Annotated in this window: 22 protein-coding genes and 1 pseudogene; 6 read left to right on the forward strand and 17 right to left on the reverse strand. The window is 60.3% G+C overall.

All coding sequences use genetic code 11. The features are described from left to right. Positions 1-142 precede the first annotated feature (142 nt). The 8 genes from nrdE to DKK75_RS06410 all read right to left on the reverse strand — a co-directional run bounded on the left by nrdE (position 143) and on the right by DKK75_RS06410 (position 8615). Complete coding sequence (gene nrdE, locus DKK75_RS06375) at positions 143-2338, reverse strand: class 1b ribonucleoside-diphosphate reductase subunit alpha (RefSeq protein ID WP_110452603.1); 2196 nt, start codon at positions 2336-2338, stop codon at positions 143-145. A gap of 51 nt (positions 2339-2389) precedes the next feature. Beyond that, positions 2390-2887 carry a class Ib ribonucleoside-diphosphate reductase assembly flavoprotein NrdI gene (nrdI, locus tag DKK75_RS06380; RefSeq protein ID WP_110452604.1) on the reverse strand — a complete coding sequence of 166 codons (498 nt, stop codon included), beginning with the start codon at positions 2885-2887 and terminating at the stop codon, positions 2390-2392. Positions 2888-3061: 174 nt separating this feature from the next. After that, positions 3062-4057, reverse strand: coding sequence for a class 1b ribonucleoside-diphosphate reductase subunit beta (gene nrdF / locus DKK75_RS06385; protein WP_258333201.1), 996 nt, complete (start codon positions 4055-4057; stop codon positions 3062-3064). Positions 4058-4122: 65 nt separating this feature from the next. Further along, positions 4123-4611, reverse strand: a complete 489-nt coding sequence (nrdI, locus tag DKK75_RS06390) for a class Ib ribonucleoside-diphosphate reductase assembly flavoprotein NrdI (RefSeq protein ID WP_110452606.1) — start codon at positions 4609-4611, stop codon at positions 4123-4125. A gap of 178 nt (positions 4612-4789) precedes the next feature. Then, positions 4790-5890 carry a histidinol-phosphate transaminase gene (locus DKK75_RS06395; RefSeq protein ID WP_110452818.1) on the reverse strand — a complete coding sequence of 367 codons (1101 nt, stop codon included), beginning with the start codon at positions 5888-5890 and terminating at the stop codon, positions 4790-4792. A 146-nt stretch (positions 5891-6036) separates the two neighbouring features. Then, positions 6037-6330 (reverse strand): co-chaperone GroES, encoded by a 294-nt coding sequence (gene groES, locus DKK75_RS06400; protein WP_015022393.1) that lies wholly within the window; start codon positions 6328-6330, stop codon positions 6037-6039. A gap of 175 nt (positions 6331-6505) precedes the next feature. After that, the gene (locus DKK75_RS06405; RefSeq protein ID WP_110452607.1) at positions 6506-7885 is read right to left on the reverse strand and encodes a hypothetical protein; all 1380 of its coding nucleotides are present in this window, start codon (positions 7883-7885) and stop codon (positions 6506-6508) included. A 76-nt stretch (positions 7886-7961) separates the two neighbouring features. Continuing rightward, positions 7962-8615 carry a GNAT family N-acetyltransferase gene (locus DKK75_RS06410; protein WP_110452608.1) on the reverse strand — a complete coding sequence of 218 codons (654 nt, stop codon included), beginning with the start codon at positions 8613-8615 and terminating at the stop codon, positions 7962-7964. Between the two features lie 79 nt (positions 8616-8694). On the opposite strand from DKK75_RS06410, the gene DKK75_RS06415 reads away from it, so the two are divergent. The 4 genes and pseudogenes from DKK75_RS06415 to mscL all read left to right on the forward strand — a co-directional run bounded on the left by DKK75_RS06415 (position 8695) and on the right by mscL (position 11227). Then, positions 8695-9372 (forward strand): 5-formyltetrahydrofolate cyclo-ligase, encoded by a 678-nt coding sequence (locus DKK75_RS06415; protein ID WP_110452609.1) that lies wholly within the window; start codon positions 8695-8697, stop codon positions 9370-9372. A gap of 101 nt (positions 9373-9473) precedes the next feature. Beyond that, positions 9474-9680, forward strand: a complete 207-nt coding sequence (locus tag DKK75_RS06420; RefSeq protein ID WP_110452610.1) for an FmdB family zinc ribbon protein — start codon at positions 9474-9476, stop codon at positions 9678-9680. Between the two features lie 301 nt (positions 9681-9981). Continuing rightward, positions 9982-10053, forward strand: a pseudogene (locus tag DKK75_RS08405) (hypothetical protein); the annotation flags it as partial. A gap of 646 nt (positions 10054-10699) precedes the next feature. Further along, positions 10700-11227 (forward strand): large conductance mechanosensitive channel protein MscL, encoded by a 528-nt coding sequence (gene mscL, locus DKK75_RS06430; RefSeq protein WP_110452611.1) that lies wholly within the window; start codon positions 10700-10702, stop codon positions 11225-11227. A gap of 9 nt (positions 11228-11236) precedes the next feature. Here the strand turns inward: mscL and DKK75_RS06435 are convergent, their stop codons facing one another. From DKK75_RS06435 to DKK75_RS06475, 8 genes are all read right to left on the reverse strand, one after another. Beyond that, entirely contained in the window at positions 11237-11470 is a 234-nt protein-coding gene (locus tag DKK75_RS06435; protein WP_110452612.1) for a hypothetical protein, read from the reverse strand. Next, positions 11470-15180, reverse strand: a complete 3711-nt coding sequence (locus DKK75_RS06440; protein ID WP_110452613.1) for a helicase — start codon at positions 15178-15180, stop codon at positions 11470-11472. Before DKK75_RS06440 ends, DKK75_RS06435 begins: the two co-directional genes overlap by 1 nt. Positions 15181-15188: 8 nt before the next feature. Next, positions 15189-16757 (reverse strand): variant leucine-rich repeat-containing protein, encoded by a 1569-nt coding sequence (locus tag DKK75_RS06445; protein ID WP_110452614.1) that lies wholly within the window; start codon positions 16755-16757, stop codon positions 15189-15191. Positions 16758-17686: 929 nt separating this feature from the next. After that, positions 17687-18067, reverse strand: a complete 381-nt coding sequence (gene rplL, locus DKK75_RS06450) for a 50S ribosomal protein L7/L12 (protein ID WP_110452615.1) — start codon at positions 18065-18067, stop codon at positions 17687-17689. Positions 18068-18168: 101 nt separating this feature from the next. Continuing rightward, positions 18169-18690, reverse strand: coding sequence for a 50S ribosomal protein L10 (rplJ, locus tag DKK75_RS06455; protein ID WP_110452616.1), 522 nt, complete (start codon positions 18688-18690; stop codon positions 18169-18171). 675 nt (positions 18691-19365) lie between these two features. After that, the gene (locus DKK75_RS06465; protein ID WP_146208623.1) at positions 19366-19602 is read right to left on the reverse strand and encodes a hypothetical protein; all 237 of its coding nucleotides are present in this window, start codon (positions 19600-19602) and stop codon (positions 19366-19368) included. After that, positions 19568-19822 (reverse strand): hypothetical protein, encoded by a 255-nt coding sequence (locus tag DKK75_RS06470; RefSeq protein ID WP_110452619.1) that lies wholly within the window; start codon positions 19820-19822, stop codon positions 19568-19570. The genes DKK75_RS06465 and DKK75_RS06470 overlap by 35 nt, the downstream gene beginning before the upstream one ends. A 115-nt stretch (positions 19823-19937) precedes the next feature. Continuing rightward, the gene (locus DKK75_RS06475) at positions 19938-20177 is read right to left on the reverse strand and encodes a hypothetical protein (protein ID WP_146208624.1); all 240 of its coding nucleotides are present in this window, start codon (positions 20175-20177) and stop codon (positions 19938-19940) included. 7 nt (positions 20178-20184) lie between these two features. On the opposite strand from DKK75_RS06475, the gene DKK75_RS08145 reads away from it, so the two are divergent. Together DKK75_RS08145 and DKK75_RS06480 are read left to right on the forward strand one after the other, a co-directional pair. Then, entirely contained in the window at positions 20185-20352 is a 168-nt protein-coding gene (locus DKK75_RS08145) for a hypothetical protein (RefSeq protein ID WP_181414491.1), read from the forward strand. Positions 20353-20552: 200 nt separating this feature from the next. Continuing rightward, entirely contained in the window at positions 20553-20789 is a 237-nt protein-coding gene (locus DKK75_RS06480) for a hypothetical protein (protein WP_110452621.1), read from the forward strand. 351 nt (positions 20790-21140) lie between these two features. Here the strand turns inward: DKK75_RS06480 and mtnN are convergent, their stop codons facing one another. After that, on the reverse strand, positions 21141-21875 hold the full coding sequence (mtnN, locus tag DKK75_RS06485) for a 5'-methylthioadenosine/S-adenosylhomocysteine nucleosidase (RefSeq protein ID WP_110452622.1): 735 nt from the start codon (positions 21873-21875) through the stop codon (positions 21141-21143). Positions 21876-21891 lie beyond the last annotated feature (16 nt).

The raw sequence follows: 21891 nt of genomic DNA on the forward strand, positions 1-21891 counted from the left end.
GTGGACAGTGCGACGCGGATCGTGACCGGACCGTCAGTCTACCGCATGGGCGGACCCGAGCTGTGGACGCGGACCCGAAAGGGCCGGCACCGTTGCGAGAGACGGTGCCGGCCAGGTTCTCCAATGCTTCAGGACATGCTCCTTAGAGCATGCAGCTGACGCAGCCTTCGACCTCGGTACCCTCCAGGGCCTGCTGGCGGATCCTGATGTAGTAGAGGGTCTTGATTCCCTTGCGCCAGGCGTAGATCTGGGCCTTGTTCAGGTCGCGGGTGGTGGCCGTGTCGGGGAAGAACAGGGTCAGAGAAAGCCCCTGATCCACATGCTGGGTGGCCTCGGCATAAGTGTCCACGATCTTCTTCCAGCCGATCTCGTAGGCGTCCTCAAAGTAGTCCAGGTTCTCGTTGGTCATGTAGGGGGCCGGGTAGTAGACGCGCCCGATCTTGCCTTCCTTGCGGATCTCGATCTTGGAGGCAATCGGGTGGATGGAGCTGGTGGAGTGGTTGATGTAGGAGATGGACCCGGTCGGGGGGACGGCCTGGAGGTTCTGGTTGTAGATGCCGTCCTTGAGGATGGCCGCCTGAAGCTCCTTCCAGTCCTCAACCGTGGGGATATGGACCTGGTACTGGTCGAAGAGGTCCTTGATCCGCTGGGTCCTGGGCTCCAGGGAACGGCTGCCATCGGTGTACTTGTCGAAGTAGTTCCCCTGGCCTGCCGGCTTGGCGTAGTCGGACTTGGCGAAGGAGGCGAAGGCCTTCCCCCGCTCGACGGCCAGGGCGTGGGAGGCTCTGTAGGCGTGGTAGGCCACGGTCATGAAGTACATGTCCGTGAAGTCCAGCCCCTCTTCGGATCCGTAGTGGATGCCCTCGCGGGCCAGGAAGCCGTGGAGGTTCATCTGACCCAGGCCGATGGCATGGCCTTCGTCATTGCCCCGCTTGATGGAGGGGACGGCCTCGATGTTGGTGTGGTCGGAGACGGAGGTCAGGGCCCGCACCGAGGTCTCGACCGTATCGGCCAGGCCGCCGTCCATGGCCTTGGCGATGTTAAGGGATCCCAGGTTGCATGAGATGTCGCGACCGATATGGTCGTAGTTCAGGTTCTCGGAGTAGGTGCTGGGCTCCTGGACCTGCAGGATCTCCGAGCAGAGGTTGGACATGGTGATCCGGCCGTCGATGGGGTTGGCCTTGTTGACCGTGTCCTCGAAGAGGATGTAGGGATAGCCGGACTCGAACTGGATCTCGGCCAGGGTCATGAAGAAGTCACGGGCATCGATGTACTTCTTGTGGATCCGCTTGTCCTTGACCATCTCCTCATAGTGCTCGGTGATGGGAATGTCCGCGAAGGGCTTGCCGTAGACCCGCTCCACGTCGTAGGGCGAGAAGAGGGCCATGGGCTCCTTGCGCTTGGCCAGCTCGAAGGTGATGTCGGGGATGACCACGCCCAGAGCCAGGGATTTGATGCGGATCTTCTCGTCCGCGTTCTCCCGCTTGGTATCCAGGAAGCGCATGATGTCGGGGTGATGGGCCGACAGATAGACGGCACCGGCACCCTGGCGGGCACCCAGCTGGTTGGCGTAGGAGAAGGAGTCCTCCAGGAGCTTCATGACCGGGACCACGCCGCTGGACTGGTTCTCGATATGCTTGATGGGCGCGCCCATCTCACGCAGATTGCTGAGCAGAAGAGCCACGCCTCCGCCCCTCTTGGACAGCTGCAGGGCGGCGTTGACGCCGCGGGAGATGGATTCCATGTTGTCTTCGATGCGCACCAGGAAGCAGGAGACCGGCTCGCCGCGCTGGGCCTTGCCCAAGTTCAGGAAGGTAGGGGTAGCGGGCTGGAAGCGCCCGGAGATGATCTCATCCGTGTACTTCATGGCGGCCTGCTCGTCCCCGTCGGCCAGCTCCAGAGCCACGGCCACGCAGCGCTGCGGGAAGTCCTCCAGGTAGCGCTTGCCGTCGAAGGTCTTCAGCGCATAGGAAGTGTAGAACTTGAAGGCGCCCAGGAAGGTCTCGAATTCGAAGCCGCTTTCGGCAGCATGCTGATAGATCCTGTCCAGGAACTCCGGGGTGTAGCGCTCGAAGACCTTCCGGTCGTAGTACTCGTGGTCCAGAAGATAGGCGATCCTCTCGGCCGTTGAGGGGAAGGTCATGGTGTTGGTCCGCACGTGCGTGTCCATATACTGACGCTCGGCCTCGCGGTCCTTGTCGAACTGGATCCTGCCGTCCTTGTCATACAGGTTCAGCATGGCATTCAGGGCATGGTAGTCGTGAGCCGGATCGAAGGTCTCCTCATCCTCGGATGCGGTCCTATCCAGGGCCAGGGACGTGTCCTCATTTGCTCCCATCAGGTGTCCTTTCATGAGTATTGCGGTGATAGTGCGTGTAATGAAATTGGCTCAGGACTCTGGGTGGCTGCGGAAGAAATCCACAACCCCGCGGCGAACCTTCTTCTGGTCCTCCTTGGTGCCCATAAGCTCGAAATAGTAGAGGAAAGGCACATTGCACTTGCGGGAGATGATGTCCCCCGCCATGCAGAAGGCCTCTCCAAAGTTGGTGTTGCCCGAGGCGATGACCCCGCGGATGCCGGCCCGGTTGGCCGGATCGTTCAGGAAGCGCTTGATCTGCGGCATGACAGCCTTCTTGGCTGATCCGCCCCCATAGGTGGGGACAATCAGGATGTAGGGCTGTCGAATGTTGAGCGGCGGGTCCTTGGGCCTCAGAGGGATGCGGAAGACGTCTATCCCCTCGTCATCCAAATGGCAGTTGGCGATGAACCGGGCGGTGTTGCGTGAGGCCGACGAGAAGTAGACCACAGCCCCCAGTCGCTGACCTTGGGCGGCGAACTCTGGAACGCTGAGCTCCGAATCAGTTCCGGCGGTCTGCTGTTGCTCCATGCTTCCTCCTGATCAGGCATCCAGAACCTGTCTTGACGGTGGTGCCCGCCTCGAAGACGGATCTGTCAGGACCCGCCCAGCGCGAGCCTGAACTACTATATGTGCTATTGATATTGAAAACAGTGAGCATATATAGGGTTTTCTGTGCCCAATATCACACCGGCTCCAACTCGCCTAGAAGTCCCAGTCGTCGTCGTCCGTGGATTCGGAGTGCCCCATGACGTAGGAGGAGCCCGAACCCGAGAAGAAATCATGGTTCTCGTTGGCCGAGGGCGACAGGGCCGCCAGAATCTCCGAACTGACATCGGTCTGGTCGGCTGCGAACCGGGCCGGGTAGCCCAGGTTCATCAGCGCCTTGTTGGCATTGTAGCGAACGAAGGCGAAGACGTCGTCTACGAAGGGGAAGCCCTGATAGATCTGCCCGGAATAAACCATCTCCAGATCGTAGAGCTTGTCCAGCAAATCATTAGTGAACTTCTCCAGCATGGCCTGGTCGGCCTGGGTCCTCTCCTCCAGACCCCGCTGATACTTGTAGCCCGAATAATAGCCATGGATGGCCTTGTCGCGCAGGATCAGCCGGATCATGTCGGCCGTGTTCATCAGCTTGGCATGACTGGAGAAGTAAAGGGGAAGGTAGAAACCAGCATAGAGCATGAGCGAAGAGAGCATGGTGGAGGCCACCTTGCGCTTCAGGGGGTCCTCGCTGACATACTCGTGCAGGACCGTGTGGACGCGCTCCTGGAGGACGTCGTTGGCCACAGCCCAGCGATAGGCCTTGTCTATCTCCTCACTGGAGCAGAGGGTGGAGAAGACCGAGGAATAGGAGCGGGCGTGAACCGACTGCATGAAGGCGATATTGGTGTATATGGCCTGCTCCTGCTCGGTGCGAGCATGATCGATCTGCACCAGCTCTCCGATAGTGGCCTGGGTGGTGTCCAGCATGGTCAGTCCGGTGAAGACTCGGACCGTAGTCTGGCGCTCATGATCGGTCAGGGTGTTCCAGGATGGGATGTCGTTGGACAGCGGCACTTTCTCAGGCAGCCAGAAGTTGGAGACCAGACGGTTCCAGACCTCCAGATCCTTCTCATCGGTGATCTTGTTCCAATTGACCGGACGAATCCTGGCCTCGGGGCTGACCCGGTATTGGGGCGGGGTGATGGACTTGCGCATCATCTCGTCGTCGGCATAGACACCGACCTCTGACTTGGTGCTCTTTCGGGTACCTTCCTGCTGGCTCATGACAAAACCGCCTTTCGTGAATCAGTCGACTGCCGCTGAAGCTGCACTCCCATTCCTGCCAGGATGGCCCTGACTGCTTGAACATCCTCCGAGGTGCCCAGTAGCTCGAAGCGGTAGAGCTCAGGGACGCCGCATCGGCGGGCTATCAGCGGACCGGCCGCGCAATAGGCGCTGCCGAAGTTTCGGTTGCCCGAGGTGACGACCCCGCGGATCAGCCCGCGGTTGATCGGATTGTTCAGGAAGTGGATGACCTGCTTGGGCACGGCCCCCTTAGCTGACCCGCCGCCATAGGTGGGCACCAGCAGAAGGTAAGGCGCATCCATGACGAGCATCGGCTGGCGCCGCTCGTACAGGGGGATGCGGAGAGGCTCCTCCACGCCCAACCGCTGCACAAAACGGTGGGTGTTATTGGAGACGCTGGAGAAATACACCAGCCTGGAGGCGCCATCGGGAGGATCGTGCCGATCCACATCTGCTAAGGACATAGGGACTGCTGCTCCTTGGTAAACACTATATATTGGATTGGTTTGGCCAGCCAACCACAATATATAGGTTTATCCAAGACGACACAAGCTCATCCAAGCAAAACCGCCTCCGCTGTGACATTCCATACAACAGCGAAGGCGGCAATCAAATGCATTTACGTTCGAGCCGATGCAACATTCAATCGGGGATCGGATCTTGCGACAGACCTTCTCGGCGCAGGTCGGCGCAGACCTCCAAAACCCGATCGTTCGCCTCCCGCTCCCCCACGGTGATGCGGATGCCCTCGCCTGGGAATGTTCTGACCGACAGGCCGGCATCTCGGAAACGCTGATCAGCCTGCGCGGCGGCCCGGCCCAGAGGCAGCCAGTAGTAGTTCGCCCGAGGTTCAGGGATATTCCACCCCTGATCCTGCAAACCAGCCAGTATTCTGGCCCGCTCCTGCTTGAGCGCCTGGACCCGTTCGGACAGACGGTCCTGTGCGTCCAGGCTGGCCATTGCCGCCGTCTGGGCCACGTCGCTGACGCCGAAGGGCAGGGCCACCTTGTTCATGCCGGCAATGATCGGCTCGGCAGCCACGGCATATCCGATTCGCAGACCTGCCAGTCCGTAGGCCTTGGAGAAGGTCCGGGCCACTATCACATTCGGATGCTCGCGCATGAGCGCCAATCCGTCGGCTCGATCGGGGTCGTCGTTGAACTGTACATAAGCCTCGTCGAAGAGCACCGGCAGGTCTGCAGGCAGCGCTTGCAGCAGACGCTCAGCCTGGTCATGATCGACATTGGTCGCAGTCGGATTATTGGGATTGTTGACAATGACCAGTCTGGTGTGGTCGTTGACTGCGGCAATCATGGCCTCGATGTCATGCCGTCCCTGCTTATCCAGGGGCACGGGTACCCCGGTGGCGCCGGCCATGGTGACGATGATGGGATAGGCTTCGAAACTGCGCCACGGATAAACCACCTGATCGCCATGACCGGCCACCAGGTCAACCAGCTGGGTGATGACCTCAGTGGATCCGCATCCCAGCTGAATGCATGCGGGATCCACTCCATGCAGATGGGCCAGACGCTCAACCAGAAGGGTGCCACGCATGTCCGGATAGCGGTTCAGGTGACCCAGAGCCTGCTCGAAGACAGTCTGGAGCACGCCGGGCAGGGGCGGGTATGGGTTCTCGTTGCTGGAGATCTTGTAGCTGGTCAACCCGGGAATGGCAGGTGCCGGGCTGCCCTGCCGGTAACCGGGCAGGGCATCAATGCTGGCGCGATGACGATAGTACATGGACACCATGCTAGCGGCCGCCGTATGCCCCTGAGGCATCTGGTCCGCTGCACGGTCCTCCTGAGACACGCGAACGGCCCCCAGTCCTGCTAAAGGACCAGGGGCCGCCATCACCACCGCGTGCGGCGGTGCAGAGCCAATGTCTTTTACTTGAGGATGGCCAGAACGTCGCGCGCGGACACGATCAGGTAGTCCTCGCCGCCGTAGTTGACCTCGGTGCCGCCGTACTTGGAGTACAGAACCTTGTCGCCGACCTTGACATCCATGGGGATGCGCTCGCCCTTGTCATCACGACGGCCGGGACCTGCTGCCAGCACCTCGCCCTGCTGGGGCTTCTCCTTGGCGGTATCGGGAATGACCAGCCCGGAAGCGGTCTTGGTCTCCGCCTCAGCCTGCTTGATGACGATCTTGTCTTCCAACGGTGTGAGTGAAATCGACACTGTGGACCTCCTACATCTTGTGAGAACAGCCAATGAACCCACGCCGGAACGTCGATGAGAGGCTGACGAACACTCACCACGCATTCCTTTGCGCTACATGTCATAGTAGCGCGAAATTAGCACTCTGCCAACTTGAGTGCTAACGCTGGTGGTGAAAGAATGCTCGACGATAGATTCAGGGCTTGGCTGCCGGACGACGCCGGGCCAATATGGCATCCACGCCGATGGACAGGGAGTCCTCGCTGCGGTCAGGCGCCTCGACCTGGGCCTGCATCTCCTGCTTGTGAAAGTTATCAGGACGCCCGTCGGCCTTGGTCCGATCGGACTGCCGCTTTTCGGGGGGACGAGCAACGGAGACCTGCCTGGTTGACTTGATCTCCAGGCTGTGAGGACCCTCGTCCTCGTTATTCATGCCGTCCCTGTCCGATCCCTCGCCACCGGCCGATCCCAGGGAGAAGGAGATCAGATCCTGGCTCGCCGCCATGCCGAAGGCATCCAAGGCCGGAGAAGGACTGATTCGTTCGAGTTCATTGGTGGCATCCTTCTGGGTGCTTGCTGAGGACGACGCCGCAGATTGGGAGGTCGGAGCCGACGAGACTGGGTGCTCACTGCCAGCAGGTGCCGGGGCTGATTTTGATTTACCTGAGGAGGCTGCGGATTGCACAGCTGCCGGCTGCGGCGAAATCGGCCGGGCGGCGGACTTGGAAGCAGCGGACCTGTCGACCGAAGACTTGAGCGCTGCAGGCTTGGAGGCTGCCATTGAGGCCTTTGCGGTTTTAGCAGTAGCCGGTTTGGAAGCCGTCTGTTGGGAGACTGCTTGCTTGGCGGAACCAGCGGAGCCCTTAGCCTCGCTACTGCTGACTACCGGCTTTGCAGCCTCGGCGGAATTGTGCTGCCTGGCCTTGAGGGCTGCTCGCTGATCGGCTTTGGCCTGGACCAGCGTTCGACGAATCTCGCCCTGATCCATCACATCCGTAGCCGTTTCAGTGCGGGCTTCGCGCTCGGCCTGTCCAGACCTGCCGGGAGTCTTGTCCGCAGTCAGGCTGGCTGCCTGCTGACGACGCCGACGATTGCGCCGCTGGGCCAAATTACGTTCCCAGGCTCGTGCCTGGGCCGAGGCATGCGCGCCAGCAGCCAACACCGCTATCAACAACGCCACGGGAATCAGAGTGAACCAAGCGCTGTAGTCCATAGGGAGGGAGAAACCGGCCACCAGCATGGCGACAATTAACAGAGCAGCAACCAGGATGCGGCGACGGCGTATGGCTGCACGGCGCAGCTGTCTGATCTGCCTGATCCGCTGGACCTGACTTCGTCGGTTGCCATCCTGCTGCCCTTGCTGCATGACCAACCCTTTCACTGTCCTCGACTGCCTGTCGCAGAACCTCATGCCGTCTTCTCCACCCACCATATGCAAGGAGGTGGAAAGCCTGTCCTGGCGATGCTCCGAGGCCCGCTTCATGCCCTTGCTGGTGCGAAACGGCAGCCAACCCAGCACCAGAATCACCGCAATCACCAAAACCACGATGCTGCTGAGTGATTCATAAGCCATCATAGGTACTACGTTAGTTGACGGTATGCCCCAAGCGGCAAGTCAAGCCCAGCGTGTCGGCCATGTCCGCCGCTCGGGTTCACACACTGGCAAGCAGATCCGGATCGAATTGGTCGCTGATCAAGGCAAAGGTCAGGTGGTCCCGCCACTGTCCATTGACGTACATGTAGCTGCGGCGCAGCCCCTCAGATTCCATATTCAGTTTTTGGACTACGCGCAGGGACCGCTTGTTTTCGGGCAGAATCGCCACCTCTATCCGGTGCAGATGGGGCCCGCTCCCATTCCGGAAAGCCCAGTCAGCAAGCATATCCAGGGCCAGGGGTGCGAAACCATGGCCAGTCCAGTCCTGATCCACCCAGTAGCCCGCCGTCGCCATGCGCATGGATCCGTAGCGGATGGCGCCCAAGGAGATCTGCCCCACAATGCTCTGATGGAACTCCATCAGGAAGACCGCTTCGGTGCCCTCCTGCCGTGCACGCTCCAGCTCCTGCATCCACTGGGTGTAGGTCATGCCGGGTCCGTGGCGAGGATCCCCGGATTCCCACGGGGCCAGCCACTCCCTGTTCTTCCATCGAACCGCATTCCAAGCCGCCTGGTCGTCCTCGCGGATGGGCCTCAGCAGGAAGTCCCCATGTCCTAGGGGCGGATCCAGACGATCAGGCAGATCCAGGGCATGCTCCGAACGTGTCCGGGAACCTTGCCATACCTGACGGAAAGTGTGCAGAACCGACATGACTCCATATTCTCACTGAACGACGATCGAAACAGACAGGCGTCCATGAGAGAGAGCTCCTGCTGGTAGAACTGAGGACATGAACGAGCAGGAAATCATCGACATGGACAAGCAGGATCAGCGTAACCGTCTGCTTGGAGCCCGCAGGCGCATCAACCGGGGTCAATGCATGGACGCAGGTCGCAAGCTGGCCGATCTTCTGGCTAGCCAGGTGCTGCCCAAGGTCGAACGCCCCCGGTGCCGCCAGCCTTTGACAGTGGCTGCCTTTTCCTCAATTCGAGGGGAGATAGCCATGGATCCCAGCCTGGACCTCCTGCTGCGCCGGGACCATCAGGTGCTCATCCCCATGTTGGGCACGGGCAAGCAGGTGGGCTGGGGACGTCTGCGATCACGACAGGATCTGGATGACATGAAGCGGATTCCGGGCTGGCGGCCGGATGAGCCAGATACATCGGCCCAACCGGCGCAAGCCCTGAATCAGGCCGATCTAATCCTGGTTCCGGCGCTGGCCATCGACCATGCCGGCATTCGTTTGGGACGAGGCGGCGGCTGGTATGACCGAGCCCTGACCCTGCGTGCGGATCGAACTCCAGTGGTAGGCATCTGCTGGCCAGACGAATTCGTTGATGCTCCACTGCCGCGCATGGACCATGATCTTCCCGTGGATGCCGTTCTGACGCCCGAAGGCTTCACGCCTACAGCCACAGGCCTGTCTCGAAGCCCCAAGGCAGACCATAATGGGGATGAGCAAGGCTGACGAAAGGCCCGGCCCCGATCCTTCTGGTCGAAGCCAGCACTAGGATATTGGGTGTTGAACCAATCGTCGAGCGAACCGACCATCAGCGGAGGGAAAGAACGGTGCCCACCTATCACTATCGTTGCAAGAGCTGCGGATACGACTTCACCAAGGAGCAGTCCTTCAACGACGAACCCATCACCATCTGCCCCAATTGCGGGCAGCAGCAGGTCCGCAAGATCTTCTCCGCAGTGCCCATTGAGTTCAAAGGCCATGGTTTCTACCGAACCGACGGAGCCTCATCCTCCTCTTCAAGCTCCGACAAGTAGCCAGTAGACCGAAAGGCACATTCGACCACATCGACCATGCCGATCCATATGCAGGCCGGCATCCTGGCAGGCTGGGAGCATGGTCGATTTTTCTATTTTCACCCGCAAAGGCACACCCTCATCCGCCGCCGGATCCCTTAACCGTCGGCGGCGAATTTTTCGACTGCGGCGCATGGGAGCCGCCCTGGCATTAGGACTGGCGGTCTTCTGCACCCTGCAGATCCTGATCCAGGTCCAAGGCCGCCTGCCTGTACTGGTCGCCGCGCAGCCTATTGCACGTGGTTCGGTCATAGAACCTGCCATGGTTGAGACGCGGATCCTGCACAGCAGGGAGCAGCTGCCCGGCCTGATCTCCTCGTTTGGACAAGTACGCGGGCAGCGACTGACCATTAGCGTTCATAAAGGGCAGCCGCTGACGACAAGCATGGTCAGCGGACGACCAGCACAGCCGCCCGGGACCACCCCGGTGACCGTCCTCCTGGCCGACGATCCGGGTGACCTGCAGGCTGGCGACCAGGTGAGTCTGCTAGCCTCGGGGGACTGCCCGGCTGGCGCCGACCCGCATCCTGCCCAGCCGAGTTCTCAGTCACAATCCTCCGCGCAAGACCGACAGGGTTCTGACGAGAAGCCAAGACTTCACCAAGTCCAGCAAGTCTACGACGCACGCACGCAGACATCCGGGCAGACCTCAGGCGGCGGGCGCTGCATGATAGCTGAAAAGGCACTGACTCTGCAACCGGCTCAGGCCATCGACAAGGATCGAACCGATCTAGCAGGACGGGAGAGCAGCCAAGTCCGGCAAGGATCCCAGTCCGTCTTCGCCCTGGATCCCAGTCAGGCTCTGCTTTTGCTATCACTGGATCCATCTACACCAGTCATTGCCATCCGCTCCGACAGAACCTCTGCACCGACACCCTCCAATCATGTCGGAAAACCGAAACCATCCTGGGCCCGCGATAATGGAGGAAGAAGGAGGCATGGGGTTTCCATGCCTTACCACAGCTACGGAAGGATGCAGGATGGCCTCGATCAATCAAGCGGCGGCCAAGGATACCGCCGAAGCAGTCCACAAAATCTCGCAGATCAGCAACAAGGGCATGCTGGGCGAATTCAAACAGTTCATCTCGCGTGGGTCCATGGTGGATATGGCCGTGGGCGTGGTCATGGGTTCAGCGGTGACCAGCGTGGTCAACGCCATCGTCAACAATCTGATCAGCCCCCTGATCGCCATGATCTTCGGCAAACCAGACCTGTCGGGGCTCCTGACCATCAGCTACCGGAACGCCACCATCTCCTTCGGCGCCATTCTGACGGCCCTGCTCAACTTCCTCTTGATCGCCATCGCCGTTTACTTCTGCATCATCATGCCCATCAACAAGCTGCGACAGCTGAGCCGGGCGGCCTCCGGCATCAAGGACCAGCCCAACGCACCCAGCCCTCAGGACCAGAGTCTGCAGCTGCTGCGTCAGATCGCCGACGACATCCACCAGTCGACGGGTGCAGACAGCCAACAGCCTGGAAGCGGACTGCCCAAGGGCCAGAACTAGAACCGGCAGTCAGTCATCACGCTCGTTGGGGAAGAGTCCCCAGTGCGGCGGCAGCTCGCCCAGGATTCGCCGGTCATCCCCATCAATGCGATCCTGCGCACAAACCCGGTCCTGGGGATCCTCCTCGACGCCATCAACATCGAACCGTTCCCTGCCGGGGCGAACCACCCGACGATGCCGACGCGCAGGCGGAGATGCGGATTCGTCGACCTGATTACCACGGTCTTGCCAAGCTTGTGCCATCAACGCGCCTGCCGATAGATATCGGCAAGTCGGGCAACGATCCTGTCAGCCTCCTTGTCAGGATTGACAAATGCCGAGACGCTCCAGACCGTCATGACCGACCACCCAAGATACTGCAGATCTTCGGTGGTGAACCGGTGGCGCTCCCGGGTGGACTGGGTGTGCATGAACTCGGCATCGTCAGTCAGCACAGCCAAAGCATAGGGCTTGTTCTTGAGCCCGACCACCAGCGGGATTCGGGGCGCCTGGTCGTACCCATAGCCCAGGGCTACGTCCAGCCCCCGGGTCCGCAGCCGCTGGGCCAGATCCCGGAAGAGCACGTTGGTGGACTGTTCGTCCTGCTCGGGCCGTACCGATTCAGCGTCGGGATGCTCGGCCCAGATCAATAGCTCCTTGAGCAGACGCGGCCCAGGCTGATGAAGACGATCATCCTCCAGATCTTCAGCAGAGAACGCCGCAACGATGTCCAGATTCCGATCCGGCAGCGCAAGGGAATCCAGCAGCATGCCCTTGCCCCCTTCGCCTTCCAGATCGCCGAATTGCTGCAGGAGGCGGCCGTGGGCGGTCTTGGCAAAGCCTAAGGTCAGGATCGCGTCCGTTGCCCGCGCGCCGCAGACCTCGTCAATGCCGACGATGCGCACATGCCGCAGGAACTTGGCGAAAGCCCTGTCCTTGGCTGCTGCAGACTTGAGCTCGGCTCCCAGCCGAGAGCGATGGGTTGCGGACAGCGTGATCACAGTCAGCAGATAACTGCTAGGAACCAGAGAGAAGGATCTCGCCTTGCGTCTGAGCATGTCGACAACAGCAGTGACCTCCTGTTGGCTGGACTCGACCAGCCCGGTGGCCATGACCGGGACACCAGCGCCATCCACCCTGGTCAGGGTTACCCTGCCAGGCTCACGGCAATCGGGCACAGGTGCCGACAGATCCCCATACCCGTGATCCTTCAGAAAGGATTCCAATTGAATGGAGCGGCGCGAAGTACGAGCTTTGACGGTGACCGGGACCAGATGATCGACCAGCTGCAAGAGGCCATCTGATGTGACGGTAGGTCGGTGAGCGATGACGGCCGCCTGCCGGGCGCGAGCCAGCACGGTCAGCACCTGAATGGAAGGCATATGGGCCCCGGCGTCGATGATGACCGTATCGGCCAGCTGTGTCGGGTTGGTCCTAGTCGCCAGCGTGGCAGGGGTCGCGATGATGATGGGCTTGGCCGCCGAAAGTATGCCAGGGTGGGCCTGTTGGAAGACCGCAAGGGAGGCACCGGGGTTTCCGGCCAGCATGGTATGCAGCTGGTTGGCCTCCTGGGTGCGCGAGAAGAGCAGCTCGGACAGGCGCTTCTCGCTCTCTTGGGCAACCATAGGTCCTATGCTGGCCACATGCTGGGCATCCACCTGGCTGAAGCGGTCGGCTGCGTTGGATAGGGCGGAACCATCCTGGTTGGAGATGATCTGCGAAGAACGCATGATGTCGTCAAAGACGGTGGTCCACCAGGCCAGCTGCAGCTCGGCCCGTACCGCCTTGCCCTCCACCTGGCGATTGCGCAGGTCCTGGACCAGGTCCGCCAGCCCCGCCTTGCTGAATTCGCCCTCCAAAGTGCAACGCTCAGGCAAGGTATCCAGGGCTGTATGGTCGTCGAAGAGGGCCTTGAGCCGTTCCTCCGCCTTGTTGAAGTCCATGGTCTCCAGATCGCCGCCTGCCGGAGTCGAAGCCAGAACGGTATCCAGAGCCGTCATATCACGGATCAGGGATTCCTGTGTGTCGATGATGACATCCAGCTTAGGCGGCAGAACCGGCCAGCCGCCATGGGGCACAAAGGTCCGCCACTGCTCGGCCTGCTTGGAGACCACCACCAGCGACTTATGCAGATCCTCGACCTGAGCACCAGGCCTGAGCAGTCTCTTGGCTTCCTTGACCAGACGTCGGCGTTCCCAGAATCCCAGATTGGATCCGTTGGCCTTGCGATCATCCTTGGACTTGGTGGCTTCAATCATTGCAGGAATATCGCGTTCGAAGATAGAAGGCTGGAAAACATCCAGCACCCGGCGCAGGTTCTTGAGAACCACCACCTGCCGCCCCCAATCCTTGACGGATGCCGGCACAGGGAACCCACAGGTCTCTACAGTTGATTTGACCTGCTCACGGGTTTCCGGCAGAAGCCGCTGCAGAAGACGAACCACACGAGAGTACGCGTCCACAGCCTCGTTCTCGTTGATCAAGGTGGCACCGAACCAAGGAGTGTCCTGGGGGCCAATGACGAATTCGCCCAGCTTGGCAGCCCTCTCCAGCTTGTCTGCCCAGGTATCCAACTCGGGCTGCAGGTTGTGGGCCGTGGCCGCGCCCAGACGGACACGGGTGGCAGGATGCGTAGGCATATTGGCAATATTGGCCAGATTCTGAATGGTCTGATAGGCCGAAACCCCCCAGCTCGAATCCACCCCGTGCAGGTCCCCCAAGTAACGGGCCAACCTGGAACGGACACCAACAAGTTCGTCAGCCACCTGGTCGAAGTGTTCGCTGGCCTTGCCGGGTTTGAACCCCACCGCATCGATCAGCCGCTGATCTAGGCTCCTGCCCAGCTGGTCGTCGGTCAGGTCAAGGGCCATGCTGGCCATTCCCGCAGCATCCAGACAATGTTGGAAGCGCCGCTTCTCCTCCACCACGCAGGGCACATAGAGCACGGTTCTGCCAGCTGCAACACAGCGCGAGGCAATGGCCAAGGCATCCTCAGCGCTGTGGCGGCCGGTCTGCTCATCCACAAGCACGCTGTGCCCGGTCGCCACCAACTGGGCGGCATAACGGACCTGGTTGTCCACATCTCCTGCCTCGAACTCGCTGTGAGGGTCGGCATCAAAGGGGCTATAGCCGGGCACAGGTCCGCCCTTGATCCGCTCGGAGGCTAGCTGGTCGCCAGCCAAGGCATCCAGCAGGTCGTTGCCGGTGGACCCCGCGGTCATCCGGTCCAGAATCCGAAGGCTTTCACCCAACAGCTGGGCCGATGGCTCGATAAAGCATCCCAGAACGATTTTCCGTTCGATGATGAAGTCGCTGATATGCGGCGTGATCAAGGCCGTCATATCCTTGAACAGCGATGAAGTTTCAGGTGTGCCGCCCTGATAGTGGGAGGCGGAAAACAGGCGGTCCGGATCCAAGGTGATGCCCCGCTCGCGCATGGCAGAGATCAAGGCAGGATTAAGGCCCACTTTACCAGTGAATCTGATGGAGGCTCTGGATGCCCCCTGCGTGCTCTCGTCAATACTCACGGGATAGAGCAGCACAGGCATGTCGCACCCCTGCCAGGCAGCAACCCCCACCACCATGGAGAGCTGTGCAAAACCGCTTGCACGTTCCTTGGCGGCCTGATCATCCAGAACCCGCTCCATGCGCCGATGGGCGGCACGCAGCATGCCGCGGTCTCGGAAGAGCGCATCCAGATGGACCTGGCCGCTAGCGAAGAGCTGGGCAATTCCTGAAGGATGCGCATGCGTCAGGTCCATCTGCGCGGCCAGCTGCGACACATTCTCCAAAGGTGTCAGTCCCACTTGGTTCTGATAGTCCTGGCGCCATCCTCGAATTCGCTCCAGAGGAGTCAACGGAGCCTTGACCTGTTCGGCTGCGCGATCGGACAAAGAGCCGGCCGTTGATGCTTGTGCATCTTCAGCCCCTGTGCTCTGTTCCGATATCCCGGTGCTCATTACCGTATCGCTCATCCCTTCACTCACTCCCGCACCGTGTTCAGATATTTGTGGTACCCGTCATTGTTGCGCAGGGCCGCGTCGATGTCGCGATCGCCCTGAGCCTCCAGCCAAGCGTAAAGATCATCATAAAGAGACGGGTTCATAGCCAGGAAAGGCAGCAGCTGCCGATGCTTGGCCATGGCGAACTGCAGAGCGAAGTCCCCTGTGCGCTTGGCATCATCGGAGCTCATCCCGTCTACTTCGATGGTTTCCCGGTCATGGTCATAGTCACCCTTGGAGATCCGCTCGAAGACGGATCCGGGCTCAAAGGCCGGCTGATAACGCTGGGCGTCTTCATCCGGCTTATCCGCTGGCTCAGGACGCCGGGCCTGCTCCGATGCCTTCTTGGACAGGCGGGCCAGCTCCACAGCCCCTAGCGGAGTGAACCCCTGGACCGAGTCAGTTTCACCCCATCGGCCTTGTCTGGACTGGCCGGCTGCATAGCCCTTACGGCCTGAAGCCGAGCGACCATCGCGATCAGTGTTGTCATCGCCGCCTTGTTCAGTGGTGGGCTCAGCTGAACGGGAATGACGAGCATCAGCGAAAAGGTTGCGGTCGGCCGGCTGGCTGTTCTCCTCTTGCGTACCGACCAGCGGCAGATCCTGCTTGGATTCGTGCTCCTGCGATGGCAGAGATCGGCCGACTTCGGCACGAGAGCCCTGGGCCTGGGAGTACTTTCCAGGCCGGTCAACCCCACGATCTTCGAATTCCCTGCCATCCGGCTGAGCGGCATGAGCACCGTGATGGCCTGATGCCTGAGCGTCTGCCACGCCGGTATCAACAGGTCTTTCGGCGCTCTGACCCTGCTGGGCTGAATCGGGATGCTGCGCTTGTGAGCCTTGCGAATCTGCGGGTGCTGATTTATCAGTCAAAGGCGACGACGGATTATCCTCCAAACTGCGAGCGACGTGCGCAGGCTCTGAATGATCTTGCGAAATTCTGCTGGCCTCCTGGGACGAATCGTTTGCCTTGGCGGCCCCCAAGGCCATGTCGTGCAAAGCAGCGACCCGGTTGCGGACCCCATCAGCCTTGAAGATGCCAGTAGGCTCACCGGCGCGCATATCCAGAATATCGTCGACGGACATGTCAGCGGCATCAGGCTCCACCATGCCACGGGGCTGTGCGGAGTATGAAAAGAGGTCAGACACATGGAACGAGGAATTGGTCTGATCCTCTTCGGGATTGCTGATTCGCACGAAATCGACAGGAACATCGCCGAACTGGAATCGAGCCGAGCTGCCGGACAAGGGGAAGGCGGCATCCACAGGCAGCCTGACCAAGGATCCATCGGGCTGGACCAGATAGGAGCCGTTGGTGGAACCCATGTCGCGCAAGGTAGCCAGACCGTCCTGATCTATGGCGAAAACGGCATGCCGTTTGGACATGGATTTGGTGCTATCGGACACCTCCAGACGACGCCGACCGTCATCAGCCAGCGGACGCAGAGGCTTACGGCCAATCTCGACGGTCTCGCCGGGCTTGAGCCTGGTTTCTTCCGCCCCATGTAACTTGATTATCCACACCTGCCCCGGTCGCCGATCGTCACTCACGTTTTCGACCTCCCAAATCTGCAGCCGACTTCACTCGGTACTATCGCCTATTCTGTCATGAAACCCAGAGATAGAGTTGATTGCGTGCCGAATTGACTGATAACGGACACATGAGAGGCTTGCAGACATCACAGCGCAGCGAATTCTCCCCGCTGGGCCAGAGTCCAGGTCATGGCCGGCCAGGAGGGGCGTTGGAGGGTTCGTTCTGCACCGTAACAGCCCGGATAGGGATGCCTATGGCTTCCATCTCTTTGATGTAGCGGGCGAAATAACGAGCATGGACCCCCTCTATGGCTCCTCAAGTGGATCATAGCCGTTGCCGGTCCACTCGTTGAAGCGCAGATGGCCACCCTTTGTCAGGGTTGAACATGTCGTCCAGAAGGGCGTGTCTTTGCTGTACGGTCTGACCGCCCCCAGATCAGCGAGGCCGCGACATCGCTGATGGCGGCCACGGCCCTGATTCAGTGCTGATGACGCTGGCAGGGATCAATGACGATGGGCTCGGCGCTCATGGGCTTCTCCCCATTGGAGGGGCTTGCAGGGGCCGGCGTCGATCGGTCAGATCTTCCGGAGGCCACGATCCTGAGTAAAAGTTATGGTCATGATCGCCCTATCGCTGTCATACCTGGGCATCGGCGTCACGGTCGATAGGGCAGGGGCTTAGCTTAGCAGCGGTTCCAAACATGAACACACTGTCTGGATCAACTTCGATCATCGCAATTGGATAGTTGCGTCTATGCTCCTGAGCGGCCGAAACCACGATCGCTGCAACTGGGGCAGACCCGCCCATGCACACCTGTGTGGATCAGCTCTGCGCTGGGCAGCACAACCATTCCTGCGCGCACGTCCACACAGGATTATGGAAAGCCCCGCACCGTCAGTGACAGTGCAGGGCTTTCCCGGATGCAAAGGCTCAGAAGAGCCGATGACTACTTGAGCTCGACAGTGGCGCCGGCCTCTTCCAGCTGGGCCTTGGCCTTGTCGGCGTCTTCCTTCTTGGCGCCTTCCAGGACGGCCTTGGGGGCACCGTCAACCAGAGCCTTGGCATCGGCCAGACCGAGGTTGGTGATGGCCTTGACGGCCTTGATGACCTGGATCTTCTTGTCGCCGACGGCGGAGAGGACGACATCGAACTCGGTCTTCTCCTCCTCAGCCGGAGCAGCAGCACCGGGGGCGGCAGCGGCCACGGCCACGGGGGCGGAGGCCTCGACGTCGAACTCGTCCTCGAACTTCTTGACGAAGTCGGACAGCTCGACCAGAGTCATTTCCTTGAACGCGTCGATGAGCTCGTCAGCGGAGAGCTTGGCCATAATGGCTTCCTTTCATTTGTGGCAACCGGCATTGACTGGTAGGCCGGTCACCGAACATCTTCTTGTATTTGCCGTATGAATCCAGGGGCGAAACCTTGGAATCAGGCGGCCTTTTCCTGCTTCTCGCGCAGGGCGTCGAACGTGCGCACAGCCTTGGTAGGCACAGCGACGAACAGGTTGGCGGCCTTGGACATGGTGCCCTTGAGCGCGCCGGCCATCCGGGAGAGCAGAACATCGCGGGATTCCAGATCCGCGATCTTCTCCATGGCATCTGCGTCGGCAACGGCTCCATCGATGAAGCCGCCTTTGACGATCAGTGCCGGATTGTCCTTGGCGAAATCACGCAGCGTCTTGGCGGCATTGACGTAATCACCCTTGACGAAGGTGATGGCGCAGGGGCCGGCAAGCATCTCATCGAGACCCTCGACTCCGGCCTCTTTGGCCGCAATCCGGGCAAGCGTGTTCTTCGCCACGTTGTAGGAAGTATCGCGGCCTAGCTTGTTTCGCAGATCGGCGACCTGCGGAACACTGAGCCCGCGGTACTCGGTGAGGATGATGGCGTCGGCGTCACGGAACTTGTCCGTCAGCCTGGCGACAGCCTCTTCCTTTTCGGGCCTTTTCATGGCGTTCCTTCCTAGACAGACCTATGGAGGGAGCCGGACGACCGAGCATGGCAGGCAAAAAGAAAGCCCTGCCGACAACAGGCAGAGCAAAAATAGGTCATAAGGACCGGCTTAAAACTCAACCTGTGCTGGCTCGATCAACCGAACTTAGGAGACCCAAGGGTCCCGACCAACGGTCTTTGGTATGCAAACGCTTATAGTACACAGATCCATAAGGACCGTCAAGTCTACAAATCTATAAGTCTGTGAGTACGGCACCATCAGATGGTGATGGACGCAGAGCAGCGCATCCATAACCGGGGATCCTGCTCTGCAACGAATGCCGGCTACCCCACTCTCGGCGTCCAAGGCCTTCAGCATGATTGGCGACCCGTCCAGCAAGACTTCGACCCGGCCCCTAGTCTGACGCCGAGCACAGGAGGGATGACCAGATGACCCCGTCAGCCCTGGAGCACCCAGCAATTCCAGATCGATGCCCGGCAGAAGAGCGTACCCGGGCCTGGCATCCGCGCTTGCCTTGAAACTGTAGGACAGGTGGATGTCTCCAGTGGACACGGGCATGGTCGACTCGACCTGGGCCAGACCTCCAGGCTGAGAGGCCGCAACGACGATATCCGGGCTTCAATGGCCGCAGCCCCATCAGCCCGCTGGGAATCAGCCAGACAGGCGAGGCTGCTAGGGGTGCGAATAAGCGGTGTTGGATTTGGTCGATGGGTCCCAGGCCTTCATGGTGTCTCCAGCGCCCTGGTCCAGCATGTGCTTCAAGGTGCCCCAGCCCTCCCCTGCCGAGAACAGAGCCGGAACACCAGTCCCTCGGCCTGATCGATAAAGCCCACCCAGAAGCACAGCGGCCGTATAGGCGCTGCAGGCCATCCCGTTAGGCGCCGACCACTGGATCGTAGAGCCGCTCATCCAAGGCAAGCTGCATTTTCCGGGACGCCTCTGCCAGATGGGCGGATCGGCTGTGACGGCCAAACGCCCATAGGAGACGAGCCATGGCTTTATAGGCAGCACTGACCAGTGCGCTGACGACCGTGCCGACACGACCGAAGACATATCCATCGCGTTCAACGGGCGGCCAGTCGACCAGGTCGCCGCCCATCTGGCTGGAAGTCTTGAACTCAGGGGTCATATCCAAAGACCATCCTGCAAAGGTGATGATCGTTGTGGTCTTGCTGTCGAATCCATCGCTGCCTGAAGAGGCCGGACAAGGCGACCCTTCTCGCCTTCCGGATTCATCACAGTCCCTAGGTAAACCCTTGCTGGCTTACCTGCCCATGATGGTTCCAAGCGACCAAACCGGTCGACACGGTGAACAAGCAAGAACCAGCTGCAGCGGAAGCGCCAAGGGCAAAACCAGCGCCGGCTTGCCAAGCCTTGCCATGGATCAATCCTCCAGCCAGGATAAAGCAGGTGTCGTTCGTAGAAGCCGGATCGGGATCCCTGCCTGAACCCAGCTTCATCTGACCCTCAGCGACCGATGCCATCAGACGTATGACGGCCGAAAAATTCGGCATGAAGATCATTGCTCAGGAAACCTCCTATGAAACCCTTCCCGAGGCAGATATCCTGGATGATCTGGCTGACGATCCACAGATGCTTGGACTGATCATGGCCCCCACATCGAACCGAATGTCGCGCCGGAAACCTGGCAATGGCTGACCGAGAACCAACTGCCAGGTACCATTCTGGAGCGTCATCAGCCCCAATGTCTGACCGGATTCTTCGACTCGGTTCATGTCGACCACCCAAATCGGGGTTCGTCGAGGACTGCAACGCTTCCCGTCAGCACGGCCACCATCGGGTGGGAATGGCTCTGGGCAGCGCCCCCCACCGCAGGCGATATCAAGCTAGGCTGGCATATGATGATGAACGAGGGATGCAGACCTGAACGGACCTTCCTGCTCAAGGGCAAGCAGCCATATGCCGCCGAGGATGCAGAACAGATCGTCCAGACGGTTCTGAAGACGCACACCACGCCTGTCCTGGTCCATCCTGACTACCTATCCATCGCTCTGGTCCAGACTCTGGAAAGACAGGGCTGCCGCATCCCCAACGATCTATTCATGACCACGATTGCGGCTGCACCGGACGCCTGACTGCACTGCAATCCTCGGCCCGGGCTCTGGCGATCGCCGCCCTGCGCCTGCAGGTGCGGCGGATACAAGACCCGGACCAGCGCATCGAGCACGTCTGCATAGAGCCCGCGCCCATTGACAGGGGATCAGCTGCCGATATGACTGACGAGTAGGCAGCGTCTGCTCAGAGTCTGCATGGCGCAACTGACATCTGGCTGATCCAAGAGCCGGCCAAGGCCAAAGTGGCCGCAATAAGCAGGCCGCCAATGAATCATTAGCCAATGAGTGCGCAAGCGAAGGCCGCCAACCCACGGTCAACGGCCTTCGACAGGCATAAAGGCGCTCAAACAAGAAATCCTTGCCGGTCAGCGCTTAAAGTTCGCGTACGATACCCAGCACCAGTCTGGCGGCGGTATCGGCATATTCGGAGATGTCGAACTCTCGGAAGACCTCGTAGTCGGTATCGGCGTTGTCGCTCAGAGCGCGGATCACCAAGGCCGGGACCTTGTTGCGCGCCGCCACGTGGCAGACTGCCGCCCCCTCCATCTCGACCGCATCTGCTCCGGTCTGCTTCTTGACCTGGGCGGTCTTTTCCTGGCTGTCCACAAAGTAGTTGCCTGTCGCAATAGTGCCGACGATATGTTTGATCCCCATGGAGTCCAAGGTTCGGCCGGCAAGATCCAGAAGGCGGGGGTCCGAGTGGAATTCCTCAGTGCCGGGAGCCGACTGGGCCACCAATCGCATGTCGGTGTCCAGATAGCGCAGGGTGCCTCCAAGAACCACATCGTTGATGTGCAGGTCCTTATTCAGATTCCCTGCAATGCCGGAGAAGATGACAGCCCTGGGGTGGAAGGCATCAATCAGATACTGCGTGGTGGCTGCAATGTTGACGGTGCCCATGCCGCCTACAGTGGCAGCTAGCCGCACAGGACCGTGTGCTCCATCAAGGGTGCCGCATATGACCTTCAGCCCGGCATCGCCGGCATGGGGATCCTGATCCGCCTGATCCAGACCTCGACCGATCAGGGCCACCTCTTCTTCCATAGCTCCGATGACAGCAATGGGGCGTCGATTTTCGGCATCAAGAGGATCATCCGTTTCGCTCATGCATGACTCCTTATCC

It is taken from the genome of Bifidobacterium asteroides, from assembly GCF_003202695.1.
Taxonomy (GTDB): Bacteria; Actinomycetota; Actinomycetes; order Actinomycetales; family Bifidobacteriaceae; genus Bombiscardovia; species Bombiscardovia asteroides_G.

What these genes read in the sequence shown, in the direction of transcription:
- nrdI (WP_110452606.1), bottom strand. Translation starts at nt 4,611, where the DNA reads ATGTCCTTAGCAGATGTGGATCGGCACGATCCTCCCGATGGCGCCTCC.
- DKK75_RS06440 (WP_110452613.1), bottom strand. Translation starts at nt 15,180, where the DNA reads ATGAGCGATACGGTAATGAGCACCGGGATATCGGAACAGAGCACAGGG.
- mtnN (WP_110452622.1), bottom strand. Translation starts at nt 21,875, where the DNA reads ATGAGCGAAACGGATGATCCTCTTGATGCCGAAAATCGACGCCCCATT.
- nrdF (WP_258333201.1), bottom strand. Translation starts at nt 4,057, where the DNA reads ATGCGCAAGTCCATCACCCCGCCCCAATACCGGGTCAGCCCCGAGGCC.
- DKK75_RS06480 (WP_110452621.1), top strand. Translation starts at nt 20,553, where the DNA reads ATGATGATGAACGAGGGATGCAGACCTGAACGGACCTTCCTGCTCAAG.
- rplJ (WP_110452616.1), bottom strand. Translation starts at nt 18,690, where the DNA reads ATGAAAAGGCCCGAAAAGGAAGAGGCTGTCGCCAGGCTGACGGACAAG.
- rplL (WP_110452615.1), bottom strand. Translation starts at nt 18,067, where the DNA reads ATGGCCAAGCTCTCCGCTGACGAGCTCATCGACGCGTTCAAGGAAATG.
- DKK75_RS06475 (WP_146208624.1), bottom strand. Translation starts at nt 20,177, where the DNA reads ATGGCATCGGTCGCTGAGGGTCAGATGAAGCTGGGTTCAGGCAGGGAT.
- DKK75_RS06415 (WP_110452609.1), top strand. Translation starts at nt 8,695, where the DNA reads ATGAACGAGCAGGAAATCATCGACATGGACAAGCAGGATCAGCGTAAC.
- DKK75_RS06465 (WP_146208623.1), bottom strand. Translation starts at nt 19,602, where the DNA reads ATGAGCGGCTCTACGATCCAGTGGTCGGCGCCTAACGGGATGGCCTGC.
- nrdI (WP_110452604.1), bottom strand. Translation starts at nt 2,887, where the DNA reads ATGGAGCAACAGCAGACCGCCGGAACTGATTCGGAGCTCAGCGTTCCA.
- DKK75_RS06410 (WP_110452608.1), bottom strand. Translation starts at nt 8,615, where the DNA reads ATGTCGGTTCTGCACACTTTCCGTCAGGTATGGCAAGGTTCCCGGACA.
- mscL (WP_110452611.1), top strand. Translation starts at nt 10,700, where the DNA reads ATGGCCTCGATCAATCAAGCGGCGGCCAAGGATACCGCCGAAGCAGTC.
- DKK75_RS06405 (WP_110452607.1), bottom strand. Translation starts at nt 7,885, where the DNA reads ATGATGGCTTATGAATCACTCAGCAGCATCGTGGTTTTGGTGATTGCG.
- DKK75_RS06395 (WP_110452818.1), bottom strand. Translation starts at nt 5,890, where the DNA reads ATGTACTATCGTCATCGCGCCAGCATTGATGCCCTGCCCGGTTACCGG.
- DKK75_RS06470 (WP_110452619.1), bottom strand. Translation starts at nt 19,822, where the DNA reads ATGACCCCTGAGTTCAAGACTTCCAGCCAGATGGGCGGCGACCTGGTC.
- nrdE (WP_110452603.1), bottom strand. Translation starts at nt 2,338, where the DNA reads ATGGGAGCAAATGAGGACACGTCCCTGGCCCTGGATAGGACCGCATCC.
- DKK75_RS06435 (WP_110452612.1), bottom strand. Translation starts at nt 11,470, where the DNA reads ATGGCACAAGCTTGGCAAGACCGTGGTAATCAGGTCGACGAATCCGCA.
- DKK75_RS08145 (WP_181414491.1), top strand. Translation starts at nt 20,185, where the DNA reads ATGACGGCCGAAAAATTCGGCATGAAGATCATTGCTCAGGAAACCTCC.